This is a genomic window from Mesorhizobium sp. 8 (genome assembly GCF_006351905.1).
Classification (GTDB): domain Bacteria; phylum Pseudomonadota; class Alphaproteobacteria; order Rhizobiales; family Rhizobiaceae; genus Mesorhizobium; species Mesorhizobium composti.
The window spans coordinates 1,524,385-1,551,225 of the sequence record NZ_CP040914.1 but is presented as its reverse complement, the minus strand read 5'-3'; the positions used below and the strand labels follow the sequence as shown (position 1 = coordinate 1,551,225).

The following is a 26,841-nucleotide window of genomic DNA, read 5'->3' as shown; positions in this document are numbered from 1 at the left end:
GGGGGACATGATGCACGAGGGACACTCCACCTACACGCCGAAGACCGGCATCGGCCGCTGGGTCGACGCCCGCATGCCGCTGCCGAGGCTCGTCTACAACAGCTTCATCGCCTATCCGGTGCCGCGTAACCTGAACTACTTCTGGGCGTTCGGCGGCATCCTGTCGGTCATGCTGGTGGCGCAGATCCTCACGGGTATCGTGCTCGCCATGCACTATACCGACGATACGGGGCTCGCCTTCGATTCGGTCGAGAAGATCATGCGCGACGTCAACCACGGCTGGTTGCTGCGCTACCTGCACTCCAACGGCGCGTCGTTCTTCTTCGTTGCCGTCTATATCCATATCTTCCGCGGCCTCTATTACGGCTCCTACAAGGCGCCGCGCGAGCTTCTGTGGATCCTCGGCTGCATCATCTACCTGTTGATGATGGCGACCGGCTTCATGGGCTACGTGCTGCCGTGGGGCCAGATGTCCTTCTGGGGCGCCACCGTCATCACCGGCTTCTTCACCGCCATTCCGCTGGTCGGCGACTGGATCCAGCAGCTCCTGCTCGGCGGCTTCGCCGTCGATAACCCGACGCTGAACCGTTTCTTCGCGCTGCACTACCTGCTGCCGTTCATGATCGCCGGCGTCGTGGTGCTGCACGTCTGGGCGCTGCACGTCACCGGCCAGAACAACCCGACCGGCATCGAGGTGAAGTCGAAGACCGACACCGTTCCCTTCACGCCCTATGCGACCATCAAGGACGCGATGGGCATGGTGGTGTTCCTGCTGGTCTACGCCTATTTCGTCTTCTACCTGCCGAACTATCTCGGCCACCCGGACAACTACACGATCGCCAACCCGCTGAAGACGCCCGCGCACATCGTGCCGGAATGGTACTTCCTGCCGTTCTACGCCATCCTGCGTGCCATCACCTTCAACATCGGGCCGATCAACTCCAAGCTCGGCGGCGTGCTGGCCATGTTCGGTGCCATCGCGGTGCTGTTCGTGGTGCCGTGGCTCGACACGTCCAAGGTGCGCTCGGCCGTCTACCGGCCCTGGTACAAGCTGTTCTTCTGGCTGTTCGCGGCCGACGCCATCCTGCTCGGCTGGCTGGGCTCCCGTCCGGCGGAAGGCTCCTACGTGCTGATGGCGCAGCTTGCCACGCTGTTCTACTTCGCCTTCTTCCTGATCGTCATGCCGGTGCTGGGTCTCATCGAGACGCCGCGGCGCCTGCCCAATTCGATCACCGAGGCGGTGCTGGAGAAGAACAAGGGCTCGGGCAGCGGGCATCCGGCGGGCGCCACGGCGGCGCCGGAAACCAAGGGCTGAGCGAGAGAGCAGGGGACTTCGCATGAAAAAGATACTCGTCTCGCTCGCCGCGGCCGGCCTTGTCCTGGCCGGCGCCGCAGCCGTGATCGCGCAGGAGCAGGAGCCCGCCAAGACCGAAGGTCACAGCGAGGCCAACCCGACGCACTTCCCGATCAAGGAACCGAAGGAGATGTCGTGGTCCTTCGCCGGGCCGTTCGGCACCTACGACAAGGCGCAGCTGCAGCGCGGCTTCCAGGTCTACAAGGAAGTGTGCTCGGCCTGCCATTCGATGCACATGGTGGCCTTCCGCACCCTTGAAGACCTCGGCTACAACGAGGCGCAGATCAAGTCGCTGGCCGCCGAATACACCATCCATGACGGCCCCAACGACGACGGCGACATGTTCGACCGGCCGGGCAAGCCGTCCGATTACTTCCCTTCACCGTTCCCGAACGAGCAGGCCGCGGCGGCCGGCAACGGGGGCGCGGCGCCGCCGGACATGTCGCTGCTGGCCAAGGCGCGCGGCATCGAGCGCGGCTTCCCGCAGTTCATCTTCGACATCTTCACCCAGTATGCCGAGAGCGGCCCGGACTACATCCATTCGCTGCTCACCGGTTACGATGAGCAGCCGCCGGCCGGCATGGTCATCCCCGAGGGCACGCACTACAACCCGTATTTCAATGCGGGCGTATCCTTGAAGATGCCCAAGCCCCTGTCGGACGATCAGGTGACCTACAGCGACGGCTCGCCGCAGACGGTCGAGCAGTATTCGCGCGACGTTTCGGCCTTCCTGATGTGGGCGGCCGAGCCGCACATGGAAGACCGCAAGAAGACCGGCTTCCGCGTGGTCATCTTCATGCTGCTGTTCGGCGGGCTGATGTACCTGACCAAGCGCAAGGTCTGGGCCGACGTCGCACACTGAGCGGCGCGGATCGCTTCGACAAAGGGCGCCTCCGGCGCCCTTTTTGATGTTCGGCTCTCGGCTACGGCCTCGGATGCCCTACCCACCTGAACGATCGGCCGTGCCCTTCAATTCACCTTGATGAACCCGAACTTCGCCCTTTTCTTTTACCGATGGAGCCGGCAAAACTGTCGGGCAACGAGACGCCGCTGATGAAATCCACGCTCGAAGACACGCTGCTTGCCGCGATCCGCACGATCCCGGACTATCCGAAGCCCGGCATCCTGTTTCGCGACATCACCACGCTGCTCGGCAATGCGCGTGCCTTCCGCCGCGCCGTCGACGAGCTGGTGCATCCCTATGCCGGGCAGAAGGTGGACAAGATCGCCGGTATCGAGGCGCGCGGCTTCATCCTCGGCGGCGCGGTGGCGCATCAGCTGTCCGCCGGCTTCGTGCCGATCCGCAAGAAGGGCAAGCTGCCGCACGAGACCGTGCGCGTCGCCTACAGCCTGGAATACGGGTTGGACGAGATGGAGATGCACAAGGACGGCGTGGCTCCGGGCGAGAAGGTGATCCTCATCGACGACCTGATCGCCACCGGCGGCACGGCGGAGGCGGCGGTGAAGCTGCTCAGGCAGATCGGCGCCGACATCATCGCCGCCTGCTTCGTCATCGACCTGCCGGATCTCGGCGGCCGTGCCAAGCTGGAAGCGCTCGGCGTGCCGGTGCACGTGCTGATCGGCTTCGAGGGACACTGAAACCGGCCCAGCGTATCAGGCCGCCCGCAACGCCTCCCAAAGGGCGAAGCCTGCGGCCGCGACCAGAAGGGCGCCGGCGCCGCGGCCGAGCAGGACCGTCGCCGCCGGATGGCCGGTCAGTGCCTCACGGCTTTGTCCCGCCGCCAGCGCCAATCCGCCATAGACCGCCAACTGCACCGTGACGGTCATGGTTCCCATGACAAGGGCCTGGAGTCCGATGGGGCCGTATTCCGGCTTCATGAACTGAGGGAAGACGGCAAGCACGAACAGCCAAGCCTTCGGGTTGAGGATGCAGGTCAGCAGGCCTTGCAGGAAAACCGTAGCCGGCGGGCGACGCGCCGCGGTTCCGACCGAGTGAACCTCGATGGTGGAGCGCAGCAGCGAAACGCCGATCCAGGCCATATAGAGCGAGCCGACGACCAGCATAGCCTTAGAAAGGACAGGCACGACATTGGACAGGCCGACGACGAAGACTGTGCCGAACAGCGTGTGGCAGACGCCGCCGAGCATGATGCCGGCGGTTGCGGCCAGTCCCGCCTGGCGGCCGCCCGTCAGCGCATTGGCCAGCACGAAGAACATGTCCATGCCCGGCACGACGATGATGCCGACCAGCAGGACGAAATAGAGCCAGAGGGCTGCGGCGTACATCGATAATCCTGTCGGATGGTTCCTGGTGGCGGAATGCCTTGCACCGCAGTTCCGCGCCACCCGATATCCCATCGCTACTGACATCATGGCGTCAGGACAATGACCCTTATGCAGCGGCGCGGGGGCGCCATCGCTTTTTTGCGAAGAAAATCTATCCCGTCCTTTCCACCCGCTCCATACTTGCCGCCATCTCCTGTGCGGGAACGCGGGTCGCGAACCGGGGTGAGAAGCCGGTTTGCGCAGCAAATTGAAAGGTCCGGTGGGCCTTTCAAAGGTTTCGAACGCCAGGGAGTTGCCGCAGGCAACGGGTCCCTGGCTGTGGCGGCCCCTCGCTACGGCTCGGGGTGTTCGTCGCTCGAAAAGCCCATTCGGGGGCTTTTCGTCCGCCTTGCGGACTGCTCCTCACCCCTCGAGGAGGCAAGACACCGGCGGGCGCGGGATGCCGCGCCACTATTTAACTTAGCAGGCACCCGCGCCCGCTTCCCGACCTCGACCCAACGAGGTCCGTTCTTTGACAATGGCCAGGGCCGAAAGGCAGCGTGGCAGCGATGAAGCGTGCCGGAGCGGCTATCCGGTTTTCACCAGCACGGCGCTGTCGAACTCGATCACCTTGTCGCCGGTGGAATCGAAACCTTCGCCGTGCAGCGTCAGTATGCGCCAGCCGGGGCGCGAGGCGAGGGCTCGGTGACCGATGGCGGTGCGGGTGTAGGAGACCGTTTCGCCGGCATAGACCGGCTTCAGCCATTTCAGGTTGCTGAAACCGGGCGAGGGGCCGAATTCCGGCGCCGGTCCGGTGCCGTCCCACGGCCCCATCCCGATGCGGGCGGCAAGATTGCATTTCATCCAGGCGGCGGCCGTATGCCAGCCGGAGGCGCAAAGCCTGCCGAACACGCTGCCCTTTGCCGTTTCCTCGCTGAGGTGGAACGGCTGCGGGTCGTATTTGCCGGCAAAGGCGACGATCGCTTCAGGTTCGAACCTGTGGGAGCCGATCGGCACGGTGACGCCGATGCGGAAGAAGTCGTCCAGGCTCATCGACCCGCCGCCTCCCGTGTCAGGAACATGCCGCTGTTCTCCAGTTCGAACACGGTTTCGCCGCGCTGGTTGGTCAGTTCGCTGCGCATGCTGACGAAGCCGAGGCCGGGCCGGGATTTCGACATGCGCTTGGCGCGTATGGTGACCCGGCCGCTCAGCGTATCGCCGGCCAGCACGGGATTTTTCCATTTGACGGAATCGATGCCCGGCGATCCCTGCGAGGTCGAATCCAGCAGGAAAGCGTCGCACAGCATGCGCATGAACATGGCGCAGGTGTGCCAGCCGGACGCCGAAAGGCCGCCGAGAATGCTGGCGCGCCCGGCCTCCTCGTCCAGATGCATCGGCTGCGGATCGAATTCGGAGGCGAAGGCGACGATCTCCTCGGCCGTCACGCGCTTCGAGCCGAGGTCGAGGCAGGCGCCCTCGACGAAATCGTCATAGCTCCATGTCTTCGGCATGCCGTGCAATCCTGTTCAAGACTGTACGATCACCATGAACCCTGGCGGCGCCCGGAACAAGACGATGCCGGGGCTGGTCCAAAAGTTTGGTGGCCGAGACGAGGAGCGCCGGAGGCGGGGTGCCTCCGGCGCGTTCAGGTCAGTAGTCGCCGTTGTAGTAGCGATCGTCGCAGGGCGCGACGTATTCGCGGCCGCGGCGGTCGCGGTAGCGGCACATTTCCTCGCCGCGCCGCTTCGGGGCGGTGGACGAGCCGACCACGGCACCCAGCAGCGCGCCGCCGGCGGCGCCGATCAGCGTGCTTTCGGTGTTGCCGCCGATGGCCTGGCCGACCAGCGCGCCGCCGGCGCCACCGATCAGCGCGCCGGTGCCGGCCCGCTGCTGCGATTCCGTCTGGCAGCCCGCCAGCGTCAGGGCGGCGAGGGCCGCGACGATCAATCGATTGGCTTTCATATCTCGGATCCTCTCCTTTGATGTCCCTTGAGCGGTCAATTGCAGCGCCATTACGGCGGAAGATGGGCGCGGCTGAAAACGCCGGGGCGGCAGCGCCGTCGCCGGACAGGCCGCAGCGGGCCAGCGTCCGGCTATCGACCGGTTGGCACTATCCCGTCGCGCCTTGGGCGAGGGCGCGTTTTTGCAGTTCCGCGTGGATGCCATGCTGCAACTCGTGGATCGCCCGGCCGATGGCGTCCACCTCGACCCCCTTGGCCTTCATGTCAGAGACGATTTCACCGATCCGCTGCCGCCAGAACGCGTTGGCGGCTGCGCCATGGATGCACTCCAGTCCGTCGACCATTGATCGGATCAGGTCTTGCCGTGCGCGGATCGGGAAAGGAATCACTTTTGCCATACGCGGCAAGATCGCCGGCAATCGTTGAGCAGCGGTAAATTCGATCGCCGTCCTTGCCGCGAGCAGGCGTGCGTCGAAATCAGGTGTTGAACTTGAATAGCAGCACGTCGCCGTCCTGCACGACATATTCCTTGCCTTCGTCGCGCGCCTTGCCGGCTTCCTTGGCCGCCACTTCGCCGCCCAGCGTGACGAAGTCGTCATAGGCGATGGTCTGGGCGCGGATGAAGCCGCGCTCGAAATCGGAATGGATGACGCCGGCCGCCTGCGGCGCCTTGGTGCCCTTCTCGATCGTCCAGGCGCGCGTCTCCTTCGGCCCGGCGGTGAAATAGGTGATGAGGTGCAGCAGCTCGTAGCCGGCACGGATCAGCCTGTCCAGGCCCGGTTCCTCCAGCCCCATGGCGGCGAGGAATTCGTGTTCCTCATCGTCGGGAAGCTGGGCGACTTCCGCCTCGATGGCGGCCGAGATGACGACCGTGCGGGCGCCCTGCGCTGCCGCCATCTTCTCCACCGCCTCGGTGTGGGCGTTGCCGGTGGCGGCGTCCGCCTCGGCGACGTTGCAGACATAAAGGACGGGATGCGAGGTGAGCAGGTTCAGCCCTTGCAGCGCCTTCAGGTCCTCGGGATCGATGCCGTTCAGGAGCACGCGGGTCGGCTTGCCTTCCTGCAGCAGCGCCAGGGCCTTCTCCATCATCGGCAGGGCGGCCGTCGCTTCCTTGTCCTTGCCCTGCGCGCGCTTACGGATCTGGACGATGCGGCGGTCGAGGCTTTCGAGGTCGGCCAGCATCAGTTCGGTCTCGACCGTCTCGGCATCGGCGACGGGATCGATGCGGCCCTCGACATGGGTGATGTCGTCGTCCTCGAAACAGCGCAGCACATGCACGATGGCGTCGACCTCGCGGATGTTGGCGAGGAACTGGTTGCCGAGGCCCTCGCCTTTCGAGGCGCCGCGCACCAGGCCGGCGATGTCGACGAAGGAGATGCGGGTGGGGATGATCTCCTTGGACTTGGCGACCGCCGCGATCTTGCGCAGGCGCGGGTCGGGCACGGCGACCTCGCCGGTGTTCGGCTCGATGGTGCAGAAGGGATAGTTGGCGGCCTGTGCGGCGGCGGTGCGCGTCAAGGCATTGAAGAGCGTCGACTTGCCGACATTCGGCAGGCCGACGATGCCGCATTTGAAACCCATGATGATACGGTCCTACAAGGAAGAGAAGAATTGCTCAGGGCTATGGGCGAAAGGGGAGAGGATCGTCAAGCTCTTGCCGTCGCGATCGTCTATGATCTGGCCGTCCTGCAGGTCCTCGGACAGAAAATGCGTGCAGCCGAGTTCGAGCCCGGAGGCGAGCAACAGGCAGTCCCACCAGGAGTAGCCGTAGCGGAGATGGAGGCGACGTGCCCGGTCGATTTCAGCTCGCGTGAGGGGGCGGTCTCCGAACACGGAAAGCCGGTCCAAGATCGAGAAAGCCTCCTCTGCCGAGGTGAACCACTTCTTTCGCAGAAAGACATGGGCAACTTCGTTCAGCACTTGGAGGTTCGTGCGTGCAAGCTGCCTGTCGGTCAGGAGGCTCAGCCATGCGAGAGCCTGCTCGCCTTTTGCAGCGCCGTCGCGATCATGGATGTAAAGCAGGATATTGGTGTCGATGAAAACCTCACCGACGCGCATTACGCTCTTCCGATGTCGGCATCCGGCCGTTTTCCATTACGTCCCATTTCGGCCCGGCCAGAATGCGCTCCAGCGCCTCTTTCTGTCGATTGCGTGGCGGTGCGATACCGGCATCGTCCGCCATGAGCTTTTCGCGGGCCGCTTCCGCCAGATATCTGGAAACGCTCTTGCCCGCCTTTGCCGCCGCAATGCGGGTCAAATGCGCCAAGTCGTCGTCCATTGAAATCGTCACGTTTTTCATGGTTGCAATCTCACGAAAACACGAAGTTCGTGTAATTTAATACCCAATGCTTCCGGCATCAAGGTGCCGTCGGATAGGCTCAATCCTTACCGAGCAGCTTCTTCAGCATGGCGGCCATGGGGCCGGTTTCCGGCAGCTTGGCCATCGGTTGCTGCGGACGCGCCTGGCGGATGTGGCTCTGGGCCTTAGGCGCTTTTTTTTTAGGTGGCGGCGCGTCGTCCTCGCCGGTCGGCTGGAGCTTTTCGCGCAGGTCCAGCGTCACGCGGTTCATGAAGCCGCTGTCGTCGCCCCTGGCGAGCATGTCGGCGGCGCCGGCGATGGAGTCCAGGAGCACGTCGAGCCATTCGCGGTCGGCCTTGGAGAAATCGCCCAGCACATGGCCGTGCACCATCTCCCTGGCGCCGGGGTGGCCGACGCCGATGCGCACGCGGCGATAGTTCTGGCCGATATGCTGGTCGAGCGAGCGGATGCCGTTGTGGCCGCCCGAGCCGCCGCCGACCTTGACCCTGATCTTGCCGGGGGCGAGGTCGATCTCGTCGTAGAGGACGGTGACGGTGGAAGGATCGAGCTTGTAGAAACGCAGCGCCTCGCCGACCGCCTGGCCGGACAGGTTCATGAAGGTCTGCGGTTTTATGAGCAGCACCTTGTCGCCGCCGAGTCTGCCTTCGGCGATCTCGGCCTGGAATTTTTTCGACCAGGGCGAAAAGGAATGGCGGCGGGCGATAGCGTCCGCCGCCATGAAGCCGACATTGTGCCGGTTGTTGGCGTATTTCGCGCCCGGATTGCCAAGACCTGCAAGAATCTGCATGGCTCCTGTCCTCCGGGCGACAAAATTACTTCTCTTCCGCTTCGTCCTCGGCAGCGGCGGCCGGCGCGGCGGCTTCGTCCGTCTCGGGCTTGGCGGCAGCGGTGCCGGCGATGGTGGCGATGGTGAAGTCGCGGTCCGAAATGACCGGCTTGACGCCGGCCGGCAGCGTCACCGCCGAGATGTGGATGGAATCGCCGATCTCGGCGCCCGACAGGTCAACGGTGATGGAGTCCGGAATGGCATTGGCCGGGCAGTGGAATTCCACCTCATGGCGCACGACGTTCAGCACGCCGCCACGCTTGATGCCGGGCGACTTCTCTTCGTTGATGAAGTGGACCGGCACGTTGACGTTGACGACGGTGTCCTTGCCGACGCGCAGGAAGTCGACATGGAGGGGGAAGTCCTTGACCGGGTCGAGTTGGTAATCCTTCGGCAGGACCTGGATCTTCTTGCCGTCGACGTCGATCGTCGCCACGGTGGTCAGGAAACCGCCGCCGTGGATCTTGTAGAAGATTTCCTTGTAGGACAGGGCGATCGCCAGGGGAGGCTGCTTTTCGCCGTAGATGACGGCGGGTACTTTACCGTTGCGGCGGACTGCACGGGCGGACCCCTTACCGACCTGTTCGCGCGCTTCGGCCTTGAGCTCGTAAGAAGCTTGGCTCATGGCTTTTCCTTTCGTGTTGTGGAGCGTCTGCGGACCGGCGGAGCCGGGTCCGGAAACGTCGAAAGCCGCCATCTTTTGCGCATGACCTTGCCCAAAAACCGGAATCCACTTTTTGGGGTCATGCGAGCCTGGCGGCCCTCGCCCGCGTTGCCTCCAAGGGTGTCTACGCGGGTGGCGGTGCTATAACCGATGCCGTCGCCCGGCGCAAGGCGCCGGTTCAGTGGGCGATCGCCTGCCTGCCCTTGCGCATGTTGGGCAGGAAGACGGTCAGCAATCCGACCAGCGGCAGGTACGAGCAGAGCTTGTAGACATAGTCGATGCCCTTGGCGTCGGCGACGACGCCCAAAGCCGCCGCGGCGATGCCGCCCATGCCGAAGGCGAAGCCGAAGAAGATGCCGGCGACCATGCCGACACGGCCGGGCACCAGTTCCTGCGCCAGAACGACGATGTTGGAGAAGGCGGAAGACAGGATCAGGCCGATCACGATGGTCAAGACGATCGTCCATTCGAGGTTGGCGTAGGGCAAAGCGAGCGTGAAGGGCAGCACGCCGACGATGGAGAACCAGATCATCGCCTTCTGGCCGTAGCGGTCGCCGAAGGGGCCGCCGAGCAGGATGCCGAGCGCGTTGGCGCCGAGGAAGACGAACAGCAGCACCTGCGAGACCGACACCGAAACGCCGAACTTCTCGATGGTGTAGAAGGTGTAGTAGCTGGAGAGGCTCGCCATATAGGCGTTCTTGGAGAAGGTCAGCAGCGCCAGTACGACCAGCGCCCAGAACACGCGGCGCTGCGTGAACGGCGAGACGAATGCTGTCGTCTTGCGTGCCGTGTTGGCGCGGACGCTGTTGTACCAGTTGCCCACCTTCCACAGAACGACGATGCCGATCAGCGAAGCGACCGCGAACCAGGCGATGCTGGACTGGCCGAACGGCACGACGATGAACGCCGCCAGCAGCGGGCCGACGGCCTGGCCGGCGTTGCCGCCGACCTGGAACAGGGACTGGGCGAGCCCGTGCCTGCCGCCGGACGCCAGACGGGCGATGCGCGAGGATTCGGGGTGGAACACGGCCGAGCCGATGCCGATCAGCGAGGCGCCGGCAAGCAGGATCCAGTAGTGCCCAGCATAGGCGAGCACGATCAGGCCGACCAGCGAGGAGGCCATGCCCCAGGGCAGGGAATAGGGCATCGGTCGCTTGTCGGTGACAAGGCCGACGACCGGCTGGAGCAGCGAGGCGGTGAGCTGGAAGGTGAAGGTCAGCAGGCCGATCTGCCAGAAATCGAGATGGTAGTTGTCCTTCAACAGCGGATAGATGGCGGCCAGAAGCGACTGCATGATGTCGTTGATGCCGTGGCAGAGGCTTACCGCCAGGATGACCGTAAACGCCGTCGCCGTGGCGCTGACCGGCGCGTGCGGGGAGGGGGCTGTTGTGGTGGTGTCGGTCACGATCTGCTCCGTCTTCATGCTTGCCGTCCCGGGCCAATCGTCATTGCGAGTCGGTCCCGGATCGCGGCAGCGCTTATAGTCCGGTTGTGCAACGACTTCTTTCGTGGTTTGATCCATTATCTTCGCAAGTGGGCCAAGTTTCGTGCCGAATTCGGTTTCCTATCTGCATGCGCCGGCCACCGAGCTGTTCCGGTTGCATCGCGAGCGGCTGGACTGGCTGGAAAAAGCCGCCGGGTCGATCGTGGCGCTGCCGTCGGAATATCCCGACAGTTATCATGTGCCCGGCCACCGCCACAGCCGCAGCCAGCTTCTCCATGCGCTGACCGGGGTCGTGCTGGTCAGCACGCAATCCGGCCGCTGGATGGTGCCGCCGGACCACGCCATGTGGATCCCGGCCGGCATCGAGCACTCGGTCGACATGCTGGGCAACGTCTCGATGCGCTCGCTCTATGTAGTGCCCGACGCCATCGCCGGCCTGCCGGCAAGGCTGCGGGTCGTCGGCGTCAGCGACCTGATGCGCAGCCTGATCGTCGAGGCGGTGTCGCTGCCGGACGAGGCGGAGCCTTCGCCGCGCGCCAGGCTCGTGCTCGCGCTGCTCCTGCACGAGATACCGGCGATGCCGGAGCGGCCGCTGGGCCTGCCCTTTCCCACGGACGCGAAGATCGCAGCGGTTTGCCGCCGCTTTCTCGCGCAGCCCTCACCGCGCGCCACGATCGACGAATGGGCGGCGCTGGCCGGCATGAGCCGCCGCACCTTCACGCGCACCTTCCAGCGGCAGACGGGACTGTCGCTGTCGACATGGCGCCAGCAGGCGTTGCTGTTCGCCGCCCTGCCACGGCTGACGGACGGCGAGCCGATCACGCGCGTGGCGCTCGATCTTGGCTACGACAGCGTGCCGGCCTTCACCACCATGTTCAAGCGCATGCTGGGAACCGCGCCGCGCGGTTACCTGCGCGGCGCGCGCGAATCCGAAAAGATTTCAGCTTAAGGTTAGTCGAACAGGCTGGAAACGGATTCTTCCGTCGCGGTGCGCGAGATCGCCTCGCCGATCAGGTCGCCGATGGAGACGACACGAATGTTCGGCGCGTCGATGACGGCCTGGGTCGGCTGGATGGAATCGGTGATGACCAGTTCCTGAAGCTGGGAGCCAGTGATGCGGGCAATCGCCCCGCCCGACAGCACGCCGTGGGTGATGTAGGCGGTGACGCTGGTGGCGCCCTTGGCCAGCAGCGCGTCGGCGGCGTTGCACAGCGTGCCGCCGGAATCGACGATGTCGTCGAACAGCAGGCAGTCCTTGCCGGCGACGTCGCCGATGACGTTCATGACTTCGGATTCGCCGGGCCGCTCGCGGCGCTTGTCGACGATGGCAAGCTGGCCGTCGATGCGCTTGGCGAGCGCGCGGGCGCGCACCACGCCGCCGGTGTCGGGCGACACCACCATGACGTTGCCGATCTGCTTGTACTTGGCCTTCACGTCGCGCGCCATGACCGGCACGGAGAACAGGTTGTCGGTCGGAATGTCGAAAAAGCCCTGGATCTGGCCAGCGTGCAGGTCGAGCGTCAGGACGCGGCTGGCGCCGGCGCGGGCGATCATGTTGGCGACCAGCTTGGCCGAGATCGGCGTGCGGCCGGACGCGCGGCGATCCTGCCTCGCATAGCCGAAATAGGGAATGACCGCCGTGATGCGCCGCGCCGAGGAGCGCATGAAGGCGTCGATCATGATGAGCAGTTCCATCAGGTGATCGTTGGTCGGGAAGGAAGTGGACTGGAGAACGAAGACGTCCTCGCCGCGCACGTTTTCCTGGATTTCGACGAAGATTTCCTGGTCGGCGAAGCGCCGGACGCTGGCCTTGCCGAGCGGAATGTTGAGATAGCGGGCGACCGCTTCAGCCAGCACCCGATTGGAATTGCCCGCGAAGAGTTTCATGCGCTGTACCTGAAGGAGAAGTCACCCGGGCTTTTAACGGTCATTTCCCGTATTGCAAGCGCTGCAAACGCGATTTGGCCGGATAATCCCAACAAAGGCGTCGTTTAGCCGGGAGTGCCGGCCAGCCAGGCGACGAGCTGGTTCATTGTAGCGTCAGCGATCGCCTGCATGGTTTGCGGCGGCACCGCCGCCCAGCCCTCGCCGCTGCCGGGCTGCTCCACCTTCTGCTGGCCGTTGATCCGGTGCAGCCGGTTCCCGGCGGGATCGTAGACGTCCCAGACATAGATGACTGTGGTGTCCTTGCCTTCGCTCAGCAGCGAGAAATAACCTTTCAGCACATGGGTTGCGTTGCTGTCGGTGCTGCCGGCGAGCTGGATGCCGCGCTCGCGGGCGCGCAGATTGAGCTGCTCGGTCAGGGGGCCGGCCGCTTCCACCGTGGTGCCGACCATCGGCGCGATCTGGAGGCGCATCCTGGCGATCGCCGCCTTGGCCTCCGCCGAGAGCTGCGCGGGAGCCAGCGCCGGCTGGGTCGCGGTCGCCGGGCCGGCAGCGGCCGAGGCGGCAGGCTGCGGGGGTGCGGTCGGCTGGAGCACGTCGCTGGTGTTGCAGGCCGACAGGGCGGCTGCGGCGAGCAGCGATACGGCCGTGGCATGGAGGCGCTTCATCGGTCCGGAAACTCTTCGTCGGCGAACGCCCCCTCGCATCGAAATCACCGCACGATCAAGTCGAGATCATGGCGCGAGAGCGCCTTGGGCGCGGTTTCGGTGGTGAGATAGGTGCGGCCGAGCGTCATGGCGGTTTCCGTCTCGGAATCCATGATGATCATGTGCGCGAACAGCGTCATATTAGGCGCGATCGGCTCGGGATTGGCCTGATAGAACATCGGCATGTCCATCCAGGACGGCGTGAAGCGGGCACCGACGGAATAGCCGCAGGCGTTGAGGCGGTGGCGAGTCAGGCCGTGTGCTTCCATGGTGCGGGCATGCGCATCGAAGACGTCGCCGAAGGTGTTGCCGGGGGTCATCGCCTTCTCGACGGCGAGCAGCGCGTCGCGCGAGGCCTCGAACAGTTCCTGATGGCGCTTGGAGGCCTTGCCGGTGAGGATCGTGCGCATCATCGGCGCGTGGTAGTGATGGAACACGCCCGCCCATTCCAGCGTCAGCTGGTCGTTCTTGGTCAGTTTGCGGCGGCCGGCGTGATAGCGGCACAGGAGCGCGTCGGCGCCGGAGCCGATGATGAACTCGTTGGCCGGATAGTCGCCGCCGCCGGCGAAGATCGTGCCCTGCATGGCGGCGAGGATGGCGGCCTCGTCGCCGCCCTGCTTGATGAGCGGAAGGGCGGCGTCCAGTGCGTCGTCCGACAGGCTTGCCGCCTTCTCGGCCTTGGCGATCTCGGCCGGGCTCTTGAACAGGCGCAGCCGCCCGACGATGCCCGACGCGTCGGCGATCTGGCCGAAGGTCTGCAACTGCTCGTCCAGCCGGCGGCCGTTATAGGCGGTCAGTCCATGCGTGTCGTATTCGACGCCGATGCGGGCGCCGAGAAGGTCCAGGTCGTTCAGGAGATTGCGCAGATCGATCGCCGGATTGGCGTCGGCGCGGTCGGTCCACACGACGATGTTCTCGATGGTCGAGGTCTGGCGGGCCTGGCGCAGGTCGGCCGAGCGGGTGAGCAGCACCATCGAGCCGTCGGCCTTCACGATAAGGCACTGGAAGAAGCAGAAGCCGAACGTGTCGTAGCCGGTCAGCCAGTACATGCTCTCCTGCGCGAACAGGAGGACAGCGTCCAGCTTCTTCTCGGCCATCTCGATCATCAGCCGGTCGCGGCGGGCATCGAACTCGGAGCGCTCGAAATGCAGGGCCATCAGTTGTCCTCCAGCACGATCGCCGACACCTGCCGGCCATAGTCGGGCTCGTTGCGATGGGTTGAGCGGCGGTAGGAAAAGAACAGGTCGCCCTCCGCGTAGGTGCAGCGGCCGAGGCAGTGCGCCTCGACGCCGGCCCTTGCCAGGCGGTCCACCGTGTAGCGGTTCAGGTCGAACATGGCGTGGCCTTCCTTGGTGGACGGCGCGAAATAGGCGGCGTTGCCGGCGTCGGCCTCGACGAAGCGGGCGACGAATTCCGGGCCGACCTCATAATTCTTCGGGCCGATGGAGGGGCCGAGCACGGCGACAATGCGGTCGCGGCGGGCGCCGAGCGTCTCCATGGTGGCGACGGTGTTTTCCAGAATGCCGGTGAAGGCGCCCTTCCAGCCGGCGTGCGCGGCACCGATGACGCGCGCCTCCACATCGGCGAACAGGACGGGGCCGCAATCGGCGCTCGAGGCGGCGACGGCGATGCCGGGCCTGTCGGTGACGATGGCGTCCGCCTTGGGACGCGAGCCGGCGAACGGCTCGCGGGCGACGATGACGTCCGGCGAATGAATCTGGTGGACATTGAGCAGATGACTCGGCGCCACGCCCATCCAGGCGGCGACGCGGCGGCGGTTCTCGCCGATATGCGCCGGGTCGTCGGCCGAGCCCGGGCCGGTGTTGAGGCCTTCATAGATGCCCGTCGAGACGCCGCCGACGCGGGTGAAATAGCCGTGGCGGACGCCCCTGGCGCGCGCCGCGTCGAGCTCGGGGGACCGGATGGGGTCCAAAGTGACTTGATTCAGCATTGCCGCTTTGTCCTCTCCCGGAGGCGGTTTCGTCAAGCGCGGATAGCTGCCGTGCTTTGCCGGCTTTCCGGATCAGCGGCGGAACGATTCCACAGCGACGCCCGGCGGCAGCACGGCCAGCGCCTTGAAGAGGGTCCCCATCGCCTCGGGGCCGGCGAGACGTTCGACCTCGCCGGAAATGCGCTCGCGCGTCGCTGCGTCGGCACGGGCGCCGAGCTGGCCGGCACGTTCCAGAAGCCCCATGCCGAGCAGGAATTCGCCCTGCGTCAGGAGATGGGCATCGAGGCCGGTTTGCCGGGCGGTTTGCGCCAGTGCGGAGAAATCGACATGCGCGGTGAGGTCCGCTTCGCCAGGGTGAACGAGCGGATCGTCGTAGGCGTGCTTCAGCATGGCTTGCAGCGTGTCGCCGACGGCCGGCACGGCATAGCCGTAGTCGATGAACAGGCCTGCGCCGGAGCGGGCGGCGATGCGCCCGGCGATTTTGTGCATGAGGGCGGCGCGGGCAGGGGAAATTTCGATGATGGCGCCTTCCGGGGCGGCATCGGCATCGCGGGGCAGGAGCGATGGATCGACGGAGCCTGCGCCGGCGTAGAAGCGCAGCGCATCGTCGTCGTCCAGGCCGACGACCCGTTCGCGCCAGCCGTTGGCGGCGCGCACATACTGGTGGACGGGCAGGGCATCGAACAGTTCGTTGCCGACGATGAAGAGGGGGCGGTCGGGCAGTTCCGCGATATCGGCATGCCAGGTGAAGCTGCCGCTGTCGGCCAGCGTCGCCGCCTGCACATCGCGCAGGCCAGGGCTGGTTTCGATCAGGTGGAAAGTCGCGCCGTCACGCAGGGCGGGTGCCGCGCGGGCAAGCGTGCGGGCGATGTCCTTCATCAGCGTGCCGCGGCCGGGGCCGATCTCGACCACCATGGCGCCTGCCGGACTGTCGAGCGCCTGCCAGGCGGATGCCAGCCAGACACCTACCAGTTCGCCGAACATCTGGCTGATTTCCGGCGCTGTGGTGAAATCGCCGTCGCGTCCGAAGGGCTGGCGCGTCGTGTAATAACCGTAGTCGGGATCGGACAGGCACAGCGCCATGTATTCGCTGACGGAAATCGGCCCGAGCGCCTCGATCAGCTCGGCGATGCGTTTGCCGAGCGGTGTCATGCGGGCGGCGCGTCCGCTGGCTGGGGCGCAGCAGTCCGTTTCGCCCTCGCCATCGCCCAGATGCCGGCCAGCACCATCGGCGTGGACAGCACCATGCCCATGGTCAGCCAGCCGGTGCCGAGCAGATAGCCGAGCTGCTGGTCCGGTTCGCGGAAGAACTCGACGAAGATGCGCGACAGGCCGTAGCCGCAGACGAAGGCGCCGGCGATGAAGCCGGGGCGCGCCAGCTTCAGCCGCGAATGGGTGAGGAAGCGGAGCACAAGGAACAGCACCAGCCCTTCCAGCAGGGCCTCGTAAAGCTGGCTCGGATGGCGCGGAAAGGGGCCGCCATTGGGAAATTCGATCGCCCATGGCACGTCGGTGAGCCGGCCCCACAGCTCCGAATTGATGAAGTTGGCGACGCGCACGAGGCCGAGCCCCACCGGGACGCCGGCGGCGACGACATCGAACAGGGTCCAGGCGCGGATGCCGCGCGAGCGCGCGAACAGGATCATGGCGACGACGACGCCGAGGAAGCCGCCATGGAAGGACATGCCGCCCTGCCAGACGGCGAAGATGTCGAGCGGATGCGCGAGGTAGCGCGGCAGGTCGTAGAACAGCACATAGCCGGTACGGCCGCCGAGGACCACGCCAACCGCCGCCCAGACGATGAAGTCGTCGAGATCCTGCGGTTTCATCGGCAGGGTGCCATCAGGCCATAGGCGGGGGTTCGAGGCGAGACGCTTGGCGTACCACCAGGCGAACAGGATGCCGACGATGTAGCCGACGCCGTACCAGTGGATCGCCAGCGGCCCGATCTGCACGATGATCGGGTCGATGTTCGGGAAGGGCAGGATTGCAAGCGGCAAGGTCGGTCTCTCGAACGGGGTAGGTCCGGCATTGCGGCCGGAGCGTGCGGCGGACCATGCGGCAGGGTTTTGGCAGGGTCAAGGCGAGGCGTCAGCCTCGGACGACATCATTTGACTTCACCTGTCGCAGGCATATCCTCTCCTTGAGGCGTTGTGCGGAGGGCACCATGCCAGTCCTCTATCGACCTGCCCGTGCGCAAGATCTGGAGCGCGCCGACGCTCTTGTCGTCGCCAGCATCAACGATCTTACGGGCCGCCATGGCTTCGGTCCGATGGCGGTGCCCCGGCCGCCCAGTTTCCAGCTTTTTTCCCTGAACGACGATGCCGGTGGGCTGTGGGTAGCGGAGGAAACCGGCGATATCGTCGGCTTCGCTTGGAGCTGGGTCAGCGGCGACCTGTGGTTTCTGGCGCAGTTGTTCGTGTCGCCGGGCCGGCAAGGCAGCGGCATCGGCAACGAATTGCTGAAAAGGACGCTGGACCATGCACGACTGTCGGGTGCCGCCAGCAAGGCCTTGATCACGTTTACCTTCAACACGGTGTCGCAAGGCCTTTACCTGCGGCACGGCATGTTTCCGCGATTCCCGATCTACATCGTCAGCGCGGCCGGAGAAGAGGTGTCGAGCCGGCCGCGCGGCCCGCAACTGGATTATCGTCCTTTGGAGGAAACGCATCTTCCCGACCTTGCCCGGATCGACATCGAGGCGCTGGGCGTGTCGCGACTAAAGCATCACCGCTATCTGATCGGCGACAGCGCGACCCGAGGCTTCGGCCTCTACGCCGCGCAGGATTGCGTCGGCTACGCCTATATCAGCGAAACCGGCCATATCGGGCCGCTGGCGGTCACGCGGCCCGATCATCTCGATGCCGCCTTCAGGACCGCGTTGCGGCTGGCCGTAGAGGGCGGTTCGCCCCAGGTCTCGGCGTTTGTTCCGGGCGTGGCCGAGCCGGCGCTGACGACGGCCATGGAGCATGGGATGCGCATCACCTTTCCGATGGTTCTGATGTCGACGCGAGCCTTCGGCAACTGGTCGCAATACCTTCCCCGGAATCCCGGGTTTATGTGACCGCAGGCGGCGGCCGCTGCCCTGAAAGCAGCTTGCCTGCTTGCATTCCGCAGCAATGCTCACTAGGTCAGATCGACCACGCGAGGTTTTGCCATGTCGACCGGACCGAACCGCATTCTCGACGAATTCGCCAAGCTGATGACCGATGCGGCCGGCGCCGCGCAGGGCGTGCGCCGCGAGGTCGAGACGGCCTTCCGGGCGCAGGCCGAACGCATCCTCGGCACGATGGACATCGTGCAGCGCGAGGAATTCGAGGCGGTGCGCGAGATGGCGACGAAGGCGCGCGAGGAAAACGCGCGGCTGACGGCACGCATCGAAGCGCTGGAAGCGAAGCTCGCCGGCGATGCCGGAACCCCCGCCGACGCCGGCGCCAAGCCCCGCGCGCGGAAATAATCGCTAAACTTTTCCACAACGCCAGATTCGGGAAAAGCGCTTTGCCGTGAATCGCTTAACGGCATTGCATGAATCTGCGCGACAGCGCTTTCCACACCCGTATGACGCAGCGCGAAAAATTGGGCTGGTCACGCGACTCCCGATCAATAGACTGAATTTGCTGCATGATTCGGAGCGGGTCCTGCAGCCGGGCGGTGTGGTTCCGGTCATGGGTTGTTGCGTCGCGCAGTCATGACCGTCCGGGTTCTTAAAACGTGTTCGTTGCGTGCCTCCCACGGAGCGTGGCGGCGCTCCTTCGAACGACAGGAAGCATCATGGAACTTCTGGAACTCGACATTTCCCGCGAAATTCATCCCGTGGATGTCATCGAGCAGGTGGCCCACAACAACGACTGGTCCTTCGAGCGCGCCGGCGACGATGAAATCTCGATCTCGGTGGCTGGCACCTGGACGGACTATCACGTCTCCTTCTCATGGATGGAGGACTTCGAGGCGCTGCACCTGGCCTGCGCTTTCGACATCAAGGTGCCGGAATCGCGCGCGCTGGAGGTGATGCGGCTGCTGTCGCTCATCAACGAGCAGATGCTGTTCGGCCATTTCGACCTGTGGGAGCAGGAAGGCGCCATCATGTTCAGGCAGTCGCTGCTGCTTGCCGGCGGCGTCGAGCCTTCCAGCCAGCAGGTCGAGGTCCTGCTGTCGTCGGCGCTGGAAGCCTGCGAATGCTATTTCCAGGCGTTCCAGTTCGTCGTCTGGTCCGGCACTTCGGCCAAGGACGCGCTGTCCAGCGTCCTGTTCGAAACCCACGGCAACGCCTGAGCGGTCGGGTCATGAGTGCAGGCAGCGCGCGCAAAGCGGAGATCGGCTTCGCCGATTTCGACAAGGTCGACATTAGGGCCGGCACCATCGTAGCCGCCGAACCGTTTCCGGAGGCGCGCAAGCCGGCGATCAAGCTCAGGATCGATTTCGGCCCGGAGATCGGTGTCAAGAAGTCGTCGGCGCAGATCACCAAATACTATGCGCCCGATACGCTGGTCGGCCGGCAGGTCTTCGCGGTGGTGAATTTCCCGCCGCGCCAGATCGGCCCGTTCATGTCCGAAGTGCTGACGCTCGGCTTCCCGGACGAAGAGGGCGACGTGGTGCTCGGCGCCATCGAGCGCAAGGTGCCGGACGGCGGCAGGCTGTTCTAGAGCGTTTCACCGTTTCACGGAAACGGCGCAACGATCTACCTCTTTGTTTTAGCCGCATTTGTGCGACGCCAGACGATTCCGTCTGGCTGCAAAATGCTCTAGGCGCTTCCAACTCTGTTCAGGCCGGTATCCTGATCACCGCGCGCAGGCCGCCCAGCGGGCTGTCTTCCAGCGTTATGTCGCCGCCGTGGCTGCGGGCGATGTCGCGGGCGATGGCCAGGCCGAGGCCGGTGCCGCTGGAATCGAGGTTGCGCGCCTGGTCGAGCCGGACGAACGGCTTGAACACCTCCTCGCGCTTGGCCGGCGCAATGCCCGGCCCGTCGTCATCCACCGTGACGACCAGCGAGCCTTTGCCATGGACGGCTTTCACCTCGACCGTCCTGGCGTAGCGGAAGGCGTTGCCGACGATGTTGGACAGCAGGCGGGCGAAGGCCTTGGGCCGCACCAGAACGTTGCTGTCGCCGGTCAGCGAGGTGGTGATGGTGCGTTTGCGCAGCGCCGCTTCTTCGGTGAGCTTGTTCAGGCACGCGTTCAGGTCGAACCTTCCGGTGTCCTCGGCGGCCTCGCCGCGGGCAAAGGCGATGTAGCCTTCCAGCATCGACTGCATGTCGTCGATGTCCTGGTTCATCGCTTCGATGTCACCCTTCTTGCCGGTCAGCGCCAGTTGCAGCTTGAAACGGGTGAGGATGGTCCTGAGGTCGTGGCTGACGCCGGTCAGCATGGCCGTGCGCTGCTCGATCTGACGCTCGATGCGCTCGCGCATCTGGATGAAGGCGAAGCCGGCCCGCCGCACTTCCTCGGCGCCGCGCGGGCGGAAATCCTGCGGCATCGGCCGCCCCTTGCCGAAGCTCTCCGCCGCCTCGGCCAAGGTCAGGATCGGCTTGATCTGGTTGCGCAGGAACGGGATGGCGATCATCAGAAGCACCACGGAGGTGCCGATCATCCACAGCAGGAACACCTGCATGTTCGAGGCATAGGCCTGGCTGCGGCGCACGAAGACGCGCAGGACCTTGTTTTCCAACTGGATGCGGACCTCGATGATCTTCGAGTTGCCGACCGTATCGATCCAGAACGGCCGGTTGATCTGCCGGGTGATCTCGGACGACAGCGGTTCGTCGAGCGTCGAGAAGAAGGGTTTCGGGCCGGGCGGCGGCAATGGATCGGGCGGCAGCAGGTCGACCTTCAGCTGCATGCGATCCTGCGCGATCCGGATGATGTTGGCATAGTCGGCGTCGTGCGGGTACGTCTCCATCACATCGATGATGGCGGCGATGTCGCGCACCACCGACTGCGACAGGAGCAGCGTGACCGTTTGCCAGTTTCTCTCCATGAAAACGAAGGCGACGACGGATTGCAGCAGGAACATCGGCGCAATGACGATGATCAGCGAGCGGGCGTAGAGCCGCTTCGGCATGTAAAGCGATACCCGCCGCCAGAAGCGGCGCCAGGCGTGCCGCATGGTATCGACCGCGCCCGGTGTCTCGACGCTTGGCGATTTCGGCTGCTGCAAATCGGTGGCTGCCATCAATGTGTCGTTCATGCGGACGGGAACGGTCCCGCCGCCGGCGCCCATTCTATTCCACGCTCAGCCGATACCCAATACCGCGCACGGTCTGCAGCCAGACCGGATTGGACGGATCGCGCTCGATCTTGCGGCGCAGCCGGTTGATCTGCACGTCGATAGTGCGTTCGCCGACTTCCGAATCGTCGCCCACCAGTTCGTGGCGCGGGATGGTCTCCCCGGCGCGGGCGGCAAAGATGGCAAGAATCTCCTGCTCGCGGTCGGTCAGCTTCAGCGCTTCGCCGCCGCGCTTCAGTTCGCGCTTGGCGATCTGGAAGGTATAGGGGCCGAAAACGAGCTGCTCGACCTTGGGCGTCGCCGCCGGGCCGCCGCGGCGCAGGATGTTGTTGATGCGCAGGATCAGTTCGCGCGGATCGAAAGGCTTGGGCAGGTAGTCGTCGGCTCCCGCTTCCAGCCCGGTGACGCGACTGTCCGTTTCCGACAGGGCCGTCAGCATGAGGATCGGCACGTCCTTCTGCGCCCGCAGCGCCTTCGTCAACTCGACGCCGCTCTCGCCCGGCATCATGACATCGAGGATCAGCATGTCGAAATCCAGTCCGACAAGCTTGCGACGCGCCTCGTCGGAATTGCCGGCGACGGTGACGCGGAAGCCGTTCTCGGTCAGGTATTGCTTCAAGAGGTTGCGGATGCGGGTGTCGTCGTCGACCACGAGAAGGTGCGGGGCGTCGTCATCCGGTGCGGTCGAGCGCTCGGCGCTTTCATTGCTTTCCATGGCAGTATCCCGGCCGTTCATCGTGATTCATGGGGCAGAATGTCAATCTGCGCTCTTAGTTCCGGATTGACCATCGCTTTCAGGAAACGCTCCACGCAAGCCCTTTCGGAGACGTCGAAGCCCTGTCCGGAATCCTGCAATGCCTGAGCGATGCGGCGCGACTGTGGCCGCGCGAGGTCGAGGGCAAGCGAACGGCCCTTGGCGGTGGGGTAGAGCTCGCGCTGGCGGCGGTCGCGCGGCCCCTGCACCTGGACGATGTGGCCGGTGTCGATGAGCTGCTTCAGCACGCGCGCCAGCGACTGCTTGGTGATCTTGAGGACGTCCAGCAGTTCGGCGACCGTCAGGCCGGGACGCCGGTTGACGAAGTGCAGCACGCGGTGATGGGCGCGGCCGAAGCCGTAGTCGGCCAGAATCTCGTCGGGGTCCGAGGTGAAGTCGCGATAGGCGAAGAAGAAAAGCTCGATCAGGGCGAAGTCGATGCCGTCCTCGTCGACGACGGCGGTCCGGATCGGTTCTATGGCTTCTGACATGCTGGCGGTCATGGGCGTTCCATTTGAACGGCAAATTATGTCAGCACTATTGACGTAATTCGCCGACGGTGATAATTTTTGACAAGCTTTAGGGCCGATTGTGAACGAAAAGGCAAGGCGGCGCGGGATTTTCGACGTTTCCTGAGTTTGCCACGCCGCCGATCCGGGCCTACGCTCTTTTCCGGCCGCTCGACGCGACTGAACGTAACACCATGGCAAGCGGGCGGCTCCCGCGGGAGGTTAAAATGGCAGTTTCCTTCGACCAGCTTGAAGGTTTCATCTGGATGAACGGCGCGTTCGTCAAATGGGCGGACGCCAAGATTCATGTGCTCACGCACGGCCTGCACTATGCCAGCGCCGTGTTCGAGGGCGAGCGCGCTTACGGCGGCGAGATCTTCAAGCTGACCGAGCACACCGAACGCTTGCATGAATCGGCGCGCATTCTCGGTTTCACCGTTCCCTATTCGGTCGCCGAAATCGACGACGCCTGCCGCGAATTGCTCAAGAAGCAGGGCTTCAAGGACGCCTATGTGCGCCCCATCGCCTTCCGCGGCAGCGAGCAGATGGGCGTTTCGGCGCAGAACAACCGCATCAACGTCGCCATCGCCATCTGGCAGTGGCCGAGCTATTTCGACCCGGCGCAGAAGCTCAAGGGCATCCGGCTCGATCTCGCCGAGTACCGCCGGCCCGACCCGCGCACCGCGCCGTCGAAGTCGAAGGCCGCCGGTCTCTACATGATCTGCACCATCTCCAAGCATGCCGCCGAGGCCAAGGGCTATGCGGATGCCATGATGCTGGACTGGCGCGGCCAGGTCGCCGAGGCGACCGGCGCCAACATCTTCTTCGTCAAGGACGGCAAGGTGCACACGCCGACGCCGGACTGCTTCCTCGACGGCATCACGCGGCGCACGGTGATCGGCCTGGCGAAGGCGCGCGGCCTGGACGTGGTCGAGCGGGCGATCATGCCGGAGGAACTGGAAGGCTTCGAGCAGTGCTTCCTGACCGGCACGGCGGCCGAGGTCACGCCGGTGTCGGAGATCGGGCCGTATCGATTCGAGGTCGGTGAGATCGCCAAGACGCTGATGAACGACTATACGGCAGCGGTGCAGCCGAAGCACGCGATCGCCGCGGAATAGCAGAAAGCTTCGATTTTTCAGTTGGATAAGGCGGCCCTTCGGCCGCCTTTCCTGTTTCATCGTTTCGACATTTGACTTTCGACGAATTCGGCGTCTCATGTGCGCATCGCCAGGGAGGCTGGCGGCTTTGGAGGGACTACGATCATGGAAACGTTACTTCCCATCATTGTGCAGGTCGTCACCGGCATCATCGGCGGCCAGGCCGTCGGAGCGGCCATCAAGCAGGCGGCGATGAGCCAGCTTCCGAAGATTCTCAGCGGCGCGATCGGCGGTGTCGCCGGCGGCGCGATCCTCGGCAAGCTCATGAACGCCGGTATCGACCCGGCTGCGGTTGCCGGCGCGGTCAGCGGCGGCTCGTTCAACGTCGAGAACATCGTCGGTGGTCTCGGCGGCGGTGCCATTCTGACCGCCATCGTCGGCGCGGTCATGAACTCCATGAAGAAGTAAGCGATCGCAACTCGATGCGGCATGGGCGGCTTCGGCCGCCCATTTTCGTTTCGGCTCTGGTTTCCGGCCGCAGTCGCGGCTACATCACCGGGGAAACGGTGAAAGGTCATCATGGGTCAGCTCAACGCCGGCATAGTGCCGGTCACGCCATTCCAGCAGAACTGCGCCATCCTGTTCGACGCCGAGACCAAGCGCGGCGTCGTCGTCGATCCGGGAGGGGATGTCGAGCGCATCCTGGCCGCACTCAAGGACAACGGCATCACCGCCGAGGCGATCTGGATCACCCATGGTCATATCGACCATGCGGGCGGGGCGATGGAGCTGAAGGAGGCGCTGGGCGTCGACATCGTCGGCCCGCACGAGGCCGACAAGTTCCTGCTCGACAACCTCGAGACGCAGGCGAGCCGCTACGGCATGGCGGGCGTGCGCAATTGCGTGCCCGACCGGTTCCTTTCGGAAGGCGAGACGGTTTCCTTCGGCGACCATGTCTTCGAGGTGCTGCACTGCCCTGGTCACGCGCCGGGCCATGTCGTCTTCTACAACCGCGCCGCCGGCTTCGCGCATGTCGGCGACGTGCTTTTCCATGGATCGGTCGGGCGCACCGACCTGCCGGGCGGCGACCATGCGGCGTTGATGGCCTCGATCAAGGAAAAGCTCCTGCCGCTCGGCGACGATATCGGCTTCCTGTGCGGGCACGGGCCGGGCGGGCGTTTCGGCGAGGAACGGCGCGGCAATCCATTCCTGGTGTGAGGGTTCGGCGAAACCGCAGGTGCCGAAAAGAAAAAGCGCCGTCGCGGCGACGGCGCTTTTCTTGAGGCAGGAAACCTCCGGCGTGGATGCGCCGCGTCAGTTGGCGACGCAGAAATGCTGCTCGCCGTCGTAACCGGTGAAGGTGCCGGTGCGGGCGTCGAAGCTGCGGTAGCGATCCGAGCAGTATTCGTACCAACTGCGGGTCCACGGCTCGATGCCGCCACGATAGGTGACGATCGGATAGTTACGGACCGGGGCGGGGCGCAGGACGGGCCGACGGCGCACCACATAGGCCGGTTCGCCATAGTCGTCATAGTAATAGTCGCGCGGCGGAGGCGGCTGCGAGGCGAGCGCGCCGCCGATCAGCGCGCCGGCGGCAAGGCCGACGATGCCGGCAGCGACCGCGTCACCGCCGCCGTGGTGATGATGACGCCAGCGCCAGTCGCCGGCTTGTGCAGGAAGCGTGGCCATGGCCGTCGCCGCGAGGGCCACGGACACCACTGCGGTTTTGGCAAATCCGTTCATGACAGTCTCCTTCGTGCCGGCTCGCCGATGCCTGATGGGGGAGGCAGGTCGCGGCCGGTTTCTACGCGAATGTAATAGGAGACCGTGGCTGAACGGTGGCTGAACGAAACGGGGGCCGGTGTCCGGCGCCGGTGTTGATTGCGCCGGCGGCGGCGTTTTCGACGGCTGTTCGGAGCGGCCGGTCAGCCGACGGACAGGTTGACCGCCTTGGGGCCTTTGCCGCGCTTGTCCGGCTCGGTGTCGAAGGTCACCTTCTGTCCATCTTCCAGACCGGGAAGCCCTGACGCCTGTACAGCCGAGATGTGGACGAAGACGTCCTTGGCTCCATCGTCCGGCGTGATGAAACCGAAACCCTTGGCATGATTGAAGAATTTGACGGTGCCGGTCTGCGGCATGGGAAGCTCCTCTGATCCCATCAGTCATCTTTCCGGGTCCCGAAAAACCCGAAGGGGAAATTTGTCGTTTATTTTGACGGGCTCGGCAAGAAAAACTTTTGCGATTCGCTCCAACTCGACCGCGGATCAGGGCGGGTTGCCAGAACACGGCGGACGCCCATGGCGATCCGGCGCGGTGGCGACGCTGCCGGTCATCGCAAGCAAAAAGGCGCGACGAAGCCGCCGCGCCTTTCCGAAACTCATGCAGGCCTGGGCGGAATTACGCCGCGCGCAGATTGACCGCCTTGGGGCCCTTGCCCATGCGATCCGGCTCGACGTCGAAGGTCACCTTCTGGCCGTCGATCAGGGTGCGCAGGCCCGAAGCCTCGATGGCGGAGATGTGGACGAACACGTCCTTCGCGCCATCGTCCGGCGTGATGAAGCCGAAGCCTTTGGTGGTGTTGAAGAATTTTACGGTGCCGGTCTGGGCCATCTGGGGGAACTCCTTCACCCGTTCAGTCTGGTGGTCCTGGCGCCTGGCTTGCGGCAGGTCCGGTGGTGGCTTCGGCGGTCATGCATTCGCGCACGGTCAAACCCCCCGCCGAAAGACGGGGCCGTCAGAGATTCACACATATCGGGGAAAGGGGCGTTCAAACGTTCCAGTCTCCGGGTCGCAAATGCCCGAACACTGAATTTATTGCACGGAAATGTGAGCGTGGCAAGACAACACTCGCAGACGCGCATTCAAGCGCCGCCCAACGCTATACCGGGCGATACGCCCGACCGAGGCGCGGGTCATCGGCCA

At 64.8% G+C, this 26,841-nt stretch carries 34 protein-coding genes; 11 read left to right on the top strand and 23 right to left on the bottom strand.

The features are described 5' to 3' along the window. Positions 1 to 10: 10 nt before the first annotated feature. From FGU64_RS07360 to FGU64_RS07350, 3 genes are all read left to right on the top strand, one after another. A complete protein-coding gene (locus FGU64_RS07360; RefSeq protein WP_136359119.1) occupies positions 11 to 1,315 on the top strand; it encodes a cytochrome b N-terminal domain-containing protein in 1,305 nt (434 codons plus the stop codon). Between the two features lie 22 nt (positions 1,316 to 1,337). After that, on the top strand, positions 1,338 to 2,216 hold the full coding sequence (locus tag FGU64_RS07355) for a cytochrome c1 (protein ID WP_139951843.1): 879 nt from the start codon (positions 1,338 to 1,340) through the stop codon (positions 2,214 to 2,216). A 191-nt stretch (positions 2,217 to 2,407) separates the two neighbouring features. Beyond that, complete coding sequence (locus FGU64_RS07350; protein ID WP_139951840.1) at positions 2,408 to 2,953, top strand: adenine phosphoribosyltransferase; 546 nt, start codon at positions 2,408 to 2,410, stop codon at positions 2,951 to 2,953. A gap of 15 nt (positions 2,954 to 2,968) precedes the next feature. On the opposite strand, the gene FGU64_RS07345 is transcribed toward FGU64_RS07350, so the two are convergent. The 11 genes from FGU64_RS07345 to FGU64_RS07295 form a co-directional block, all read right to left on the bottom strand. Beyond that, entirely contained in the window at positions 2,969 to 3,601 is a 633-nt protein-coding gene (locus tag FGU64_RS07345) for a LysE family translocator (RefSeq protein WP_139951837.1), read from the bottom strand. A gap of 567 nt (positions 3,602 to 4,168) precedes the next feature. After that, positions 4,169 to 4,633: a MaoC family dehydratase gene (locus FGU64_RS07340; RefSeq protein ID WP_139951834.1), complete on the bottom strand. Its 465-nt coding sequence runs from the start codon at positions 4,631 to 4,633 to the stop codon at positions 4,169 to 4,171. Next, the gene (locus FGU64_RS07335; RefSeq protein WP_139951831.1) at positions 4,630 to 5,091 is read right to left on the bottom strand and encodes a MaoC family dehydratase; all 462 of its coding nucleotides are present in this window, start codon (positions 5,089 to 5,091) and stop codon (positions 4,630 to 4,632) included. The genes FGU64_RS07340 and FGU64_RS07335 overlap by 4 nt, the downstream gene beginning before the upstream one ends. Positions 5,092 to 5,230: 139 nt before the next feature. Continuing rightward, a complete protein-coding gene (locus FGU64_RS07330; RefSeq protein WP_136358955.1) occupies positions 5,231 to 5,542 on the bottom strand; it encodes a YMGG-like glycine zipper-containing protein in 312 nt (103 codons plus the stop codon). 148 nt (positions 5,543 to 5,690) lie between these two features. After that, positions 5,691 to 5,939 carry a DUF6074 family protein gene (locus FGU64_RS07325; RefSeq protein ID WP_139951828.1) on the bottom strand — a complete coding sequence of 83 codons (249 nt, stop codon included), beginning with the start codon at positions 5,937 to 5,939 and terminating at the stop codon, positions 5,691 to 5,693. A 79-nt stretch (positions 5,940 to 6,018) separates the two neighbouring features. Continuing rightward, on the bottom strand, positions 6,019 to 7,122 hold the full coding sequence (ychF, locus tag FGU64_RS07320) for a redox-regulated ATPase YchF (protein WP_139951825.1): 1,104 nt from the start codon (positions 7,120 to 7,122) through the stop codon (positions 6,019 to 6,021). A gap of 12 nt (positions 7,123 to 7,134) precedes the next feature. After that, complete coding sequence (locus FGU64_RS07315; protein WP_139951821.1) at positions 7,135 to 7,599, bottom strand: PIN domain-containing protein; 465 nt, start codon at positions 7,597 to 7,599, stop codon at positions 7,135 to 7,137. Continuing rightward, positions 7,586 to 7,840, bottom strand: a complete 255-nt coding sequence (locus tag FGU64_RS07310) for a hypothetical protein (RefSeq protein ID WP_136358948.1) — start codon at positions 7,838 to 7,840, stop codon at positions 7,586 to 7,588. The genes FGU64_RS07315 and FGU64_RS07310 overlap by 14 nt, the downstream gene beginning before the upstream one ends. Positions 7,841 to 7,919: 79 nt before the next feature. Then, a complete protein-coding gene (pth, locus tag FGU64_RS07305) occupies positions 7,920 to 8,648 on the bottom strand; it encodes an aminoacyl-tRNA hydrolase (RefSeq protein WP_139951817.1) in 729 nt (242 codons plus the stop codon). 25 nt (positions 8,649 to 8,673) lie between these two features. Beyond that, positions 8,674 to 9,312, bottom strand: a complete 639-nt coding sequence (locus FGU64_RS07300) for a 50S ribosomal protein L25/general stress protein Ctc (protein ID WP_136358944.1) — start codon at positions 9,310 to 9,312, stop codon at positions 8,674 to 8,676. A gap of 217 nt (positions 9,313 to 9,529) precedes the next feature. Continuing rightward, entirely contained in the window at positions 9,530 to 10,774 is a 1,245-nt protein-coding gene (locus FGU64_RS07295) for an MFS transporter (protein WP_139951814.1), read from the bottom strand. 124 nt (positions 10,775 to 10,898) lie between these two features. Between FGU64_RS07295 and FGU64_RS07290 the strand changes: the two genes are divergently transcribed. Beyond that, a complete protein-coding gene (locus FGU64_RS07290) occupies positions 10,899 to 11,744 on the top strand; it encodes a helix-turn-helix transcriptional regulator (protein WP_139951811.1) in 846 nt (281 codons plus the stop codon). Between the two features lie 2 nt (positions 11,745 to 11,746). On the opposite strand, the gene FGU64_RS07285 is transcribed toward FGU64_RS07290, so the two are convergent. From FGU64_RS07285 to lgt, 6 genes are all read right to left on the bottom strand, one after another. After that, positions 11,747 to 12,682, bottom strand: coding sequence for a ribose-phosphate pyrophosphokinase (locus tag FGU64_RS07285; protein WP_136358938.1), 936 nt, complete (start codon positions 12,680 to 12,682; stop codon positions 11,747 to 11,749). A 104-nt stretch (positions 12,683 to 12,786) separates the two neighbouring features. Next, complete coding sequence (locus tag FGU64_RS07280) at positions 12,787 to 13,347, bottom strand: hypothetical protein (protein ID WP_139951808.1); 561 nt, start codon at positions 13,345 to 13,347, stop codon at positions 12,787 to 12,789. Positions 13,348 to 13,391: 44 nt separating this feature from the next. Continuing rightward, on the bottom strand, positions 13,392 to 14,543 hold the full coding sequence (locus FGU64_RS07275; RefSeq protein ID WP_139951806.1) for a Xaa-Pro peptidase family protein: 1,152 nt from the start codon (positions 14,541 to 14,543) through the stop codon (positions 13,392 to 13,394). After that, the gene (pgeF, locus tag FGU64_RS07270) at positions 14,543 to 15,337 is read right to left on the bottom strand and encodes a peptidoglycan editing factor PgeF (protein ID WP_139951803.1); all 795 of its coding nucleotides are present in this window, start codon (positions 15,335 to 15,337) and stop codon (positions 14,543 to 14,545) included. Before pgeF ends, FGU64_RS07275 begins: the two co-directional genes overlap by 1 nt. A gap of 72 nt (positions 15,338 to 15,409) precedes the next feature. Then, positions 15,410 to 16,489 carry a class I SAM-dependent methyltransferase gene (locus FGU64_RS07265; protein ID WP_139951800.1) on the bottom strand — a complete coding sequence of 360 codons (1,080 nt, stop codon included), beginning with the start codon at positions 16,487 to 16,489 and terminating at the stop codon, positions 15,410 to 15,412. Beyond that, positions 16,486 to 17,337 (bottom strand): prolipoprotein diacylglyceryl transferase, encoded by an 852-nt coding sequence (gene lgt, locus FGU64_RS07260; protein ID WP_139951797.1) that lies wholly within the window; start codon positions 17,335 to 17,337, stop codon positions 16,486 to 16,488. Before lgt ends, FGU64_RS07265 begins: the two co-directional genes overlap by 4 nt. Before the next feature lie 56 nt (positions 17,338 to 17,393). On the opposite strand from lgt, the gene FGU64_RS07255 reads away from it, so the two are divergent. The 4 genes from FGU64_RS07255 (at position 17,394) to FGU64_RS07240 (ending at position 19,980) form a co-directional block, all read left to right on the top strand. After that, a complete protein-coding gene (locus FGU64_RS07255) occupies positions 17,394 to 18,401 on the top strand; it encodes a GNAT family N-acetyltransferase (RefSeq protein WP_348639785.1) in 1,008 nt (335 codons plus the stop codon). Positions 18,402 to 18,494: 93 nt separating this feature from the next. Further along, positions 18,495 to 18,794, top strand: a complete 300-nt coding sequence (locus FGU64_RS07250; protein WP_139951794.1) for an accessory factor UbiK family protein — start codon at positions 18,495 to 18,497, stop codon at positions 18,792 to 18,794. Between the two features lie 314 nt (positions 18,795 to 19,108). Then, positions 19,109 to 19,609, top strand: a complete 501-nt coding sequence (locus FGU64_RS07245; RefSeq protein ID WP_136358922.1) for a YbjN domain-containing protein — start codon at positions 19,109 to 19,111, stop codon at positions 19,607 to 19,609. A gap of 11 nt (positions 19,610 to 19,620) precedes the next feature. Beyond that, a complete protein-coding gene (locus tag FGU64_RS07240) occupies positions 19,621 to 19,980 on the top strand; it encodes a tRNA-binding protein (RefSeq protein WP_136358920.1) in 360 nt (119 codons plus the stop codon). Positions 19,981 to 20,098: 118 nt separating this feature from the next. Here the strand turns inward: FGU64_RS07240 and FGU64_RS07235 are convergent, their stop codons facing one another. The 3 genes from FGU64_RS07235 to FGU64_RS07225 are packed head-to-tail and all read right to left on the bottom strand — an operon-like array spanning position 20,099 to position 22,816. Then, positions 20,099 to 21,505 (bottom strand): ATP-binding protein, encoded by a 1,407-nt coding sequence (locus FGU64_RS07235; protein ID WP_136358918.1) that lies wholly within the window; start codon positions 21,503 to 21,505, stop codon positions 20,099 to 20,101. A gap of 49 nt (positions 21,506 to 21,554) precedes the next feature. Next, positions 21,555 to 22,274 carry a response regulator transcription factor gene (locus FGU64_RS07230; RefSeq protein WP_136358915.1) on the bottom strand — a complete coding sequence of 240 codons (720 nt, stop codon included), beginning with the start codon at positions 22,272 to 22,274 and terminating at the stop codon, positions 21,555 to 21,557. Between the two features lie 17 nt (positions 22,275 to 22,291). After that, entirely contained in the window at positions 22,292 to 22,816 is a 525-nt protein-coding gene (locus FGU64_RS07225; protein ID WP_139951791.1) for a MarR family transcriptional regulator, read from the bottom strand. Between the two features lie 233 nt (positions 22,817 to 23,049). On the opposite strand from FGU64_RS07225, the gene FGU64_RS07220 reads away from it, so the two are divergent. From FGU64_RS07220 to FGU64_RS07210, 3 genes are all read left to right on the top strand, one after another. Beyond that, a complete protein-coding gene (locus tag FGU64_RS07220; RefSeq protein ID WP_139951788.1) occupies positions 23,050 to 23,940 on the top strand; it encodes a branched-chain amino acid aminotransferase in 891 nt (296 codons plus the stop codon). A gap of 144 nt (positions 23,941 to 24,084) precedes the next feature. Next, entirely contained in the window at positions 24,085 to 24,387 is a 303-nt protein-coding gene (locus tag FGU64_RS07215) for a hypothetical protein (protein WP_136358909.1), read from the top strand. Between the two features lie 111 nt (positions 24,388 to 24,498). Further along, complete coding sequence (locus tag FGU64_RS07210) at positions 24,499 to 25,137, top strand: MBL fold metallo-hydrolase (protein ID WP_139951785.1); 639 nt, start codon at positions 24,499 to 24,501, stop codon at positions 25,135 to 25,137. A gap of 96 nt (positions 25,138 to 25,233) precedes the next feature. On the opposite strand, the gene FGU64_RS07205 is transcribed toward FGU64_RS07210, so the two are convergent. The 3 genes from FGU64_RS07205 to FGU64_RS07195 form a co-directional block, all read right to left on the bottom strand. Next, positions 25,234 to 25,662, bottom strand: coding sequence for a BA14K family protein (locus FGU64_RS07205; protein ID WP_136358905.1), 429 nt, complete (start codon positions 25,660 to 25,662; stop codon positions 25,234 to 25,236). A 182-nt stretch (positions 25,663 to 25,844) separates the two neighbouring features. Continuing rightward, positions 25,845 to 26,057, bottom strand: a complete 213-nt coding sequence (locus tag FGU64_RS07200; protein ID WP_008877668.1) for a cold-shock protein — start codon at positions 26,055 to 26,057, stop codon at positions 25,845 to 25,847. Positions 26,058 to 26,316: 259 nt separating this feature from the next. Continuing rightward, positions 26,317 to 26,529: a cold-shock protein gene (locus FGU64_RS07195; RefSeq protein ID WP_136358903.1), complete on the bottom strand. Its 213-nt coding sequence runs from the start codon at positions 26,527 to 26,529 to the stop codon at positions 26,317 to 26,319. Positions 26,530 to 26,841 lie beyond the last annotated feature (312 nt).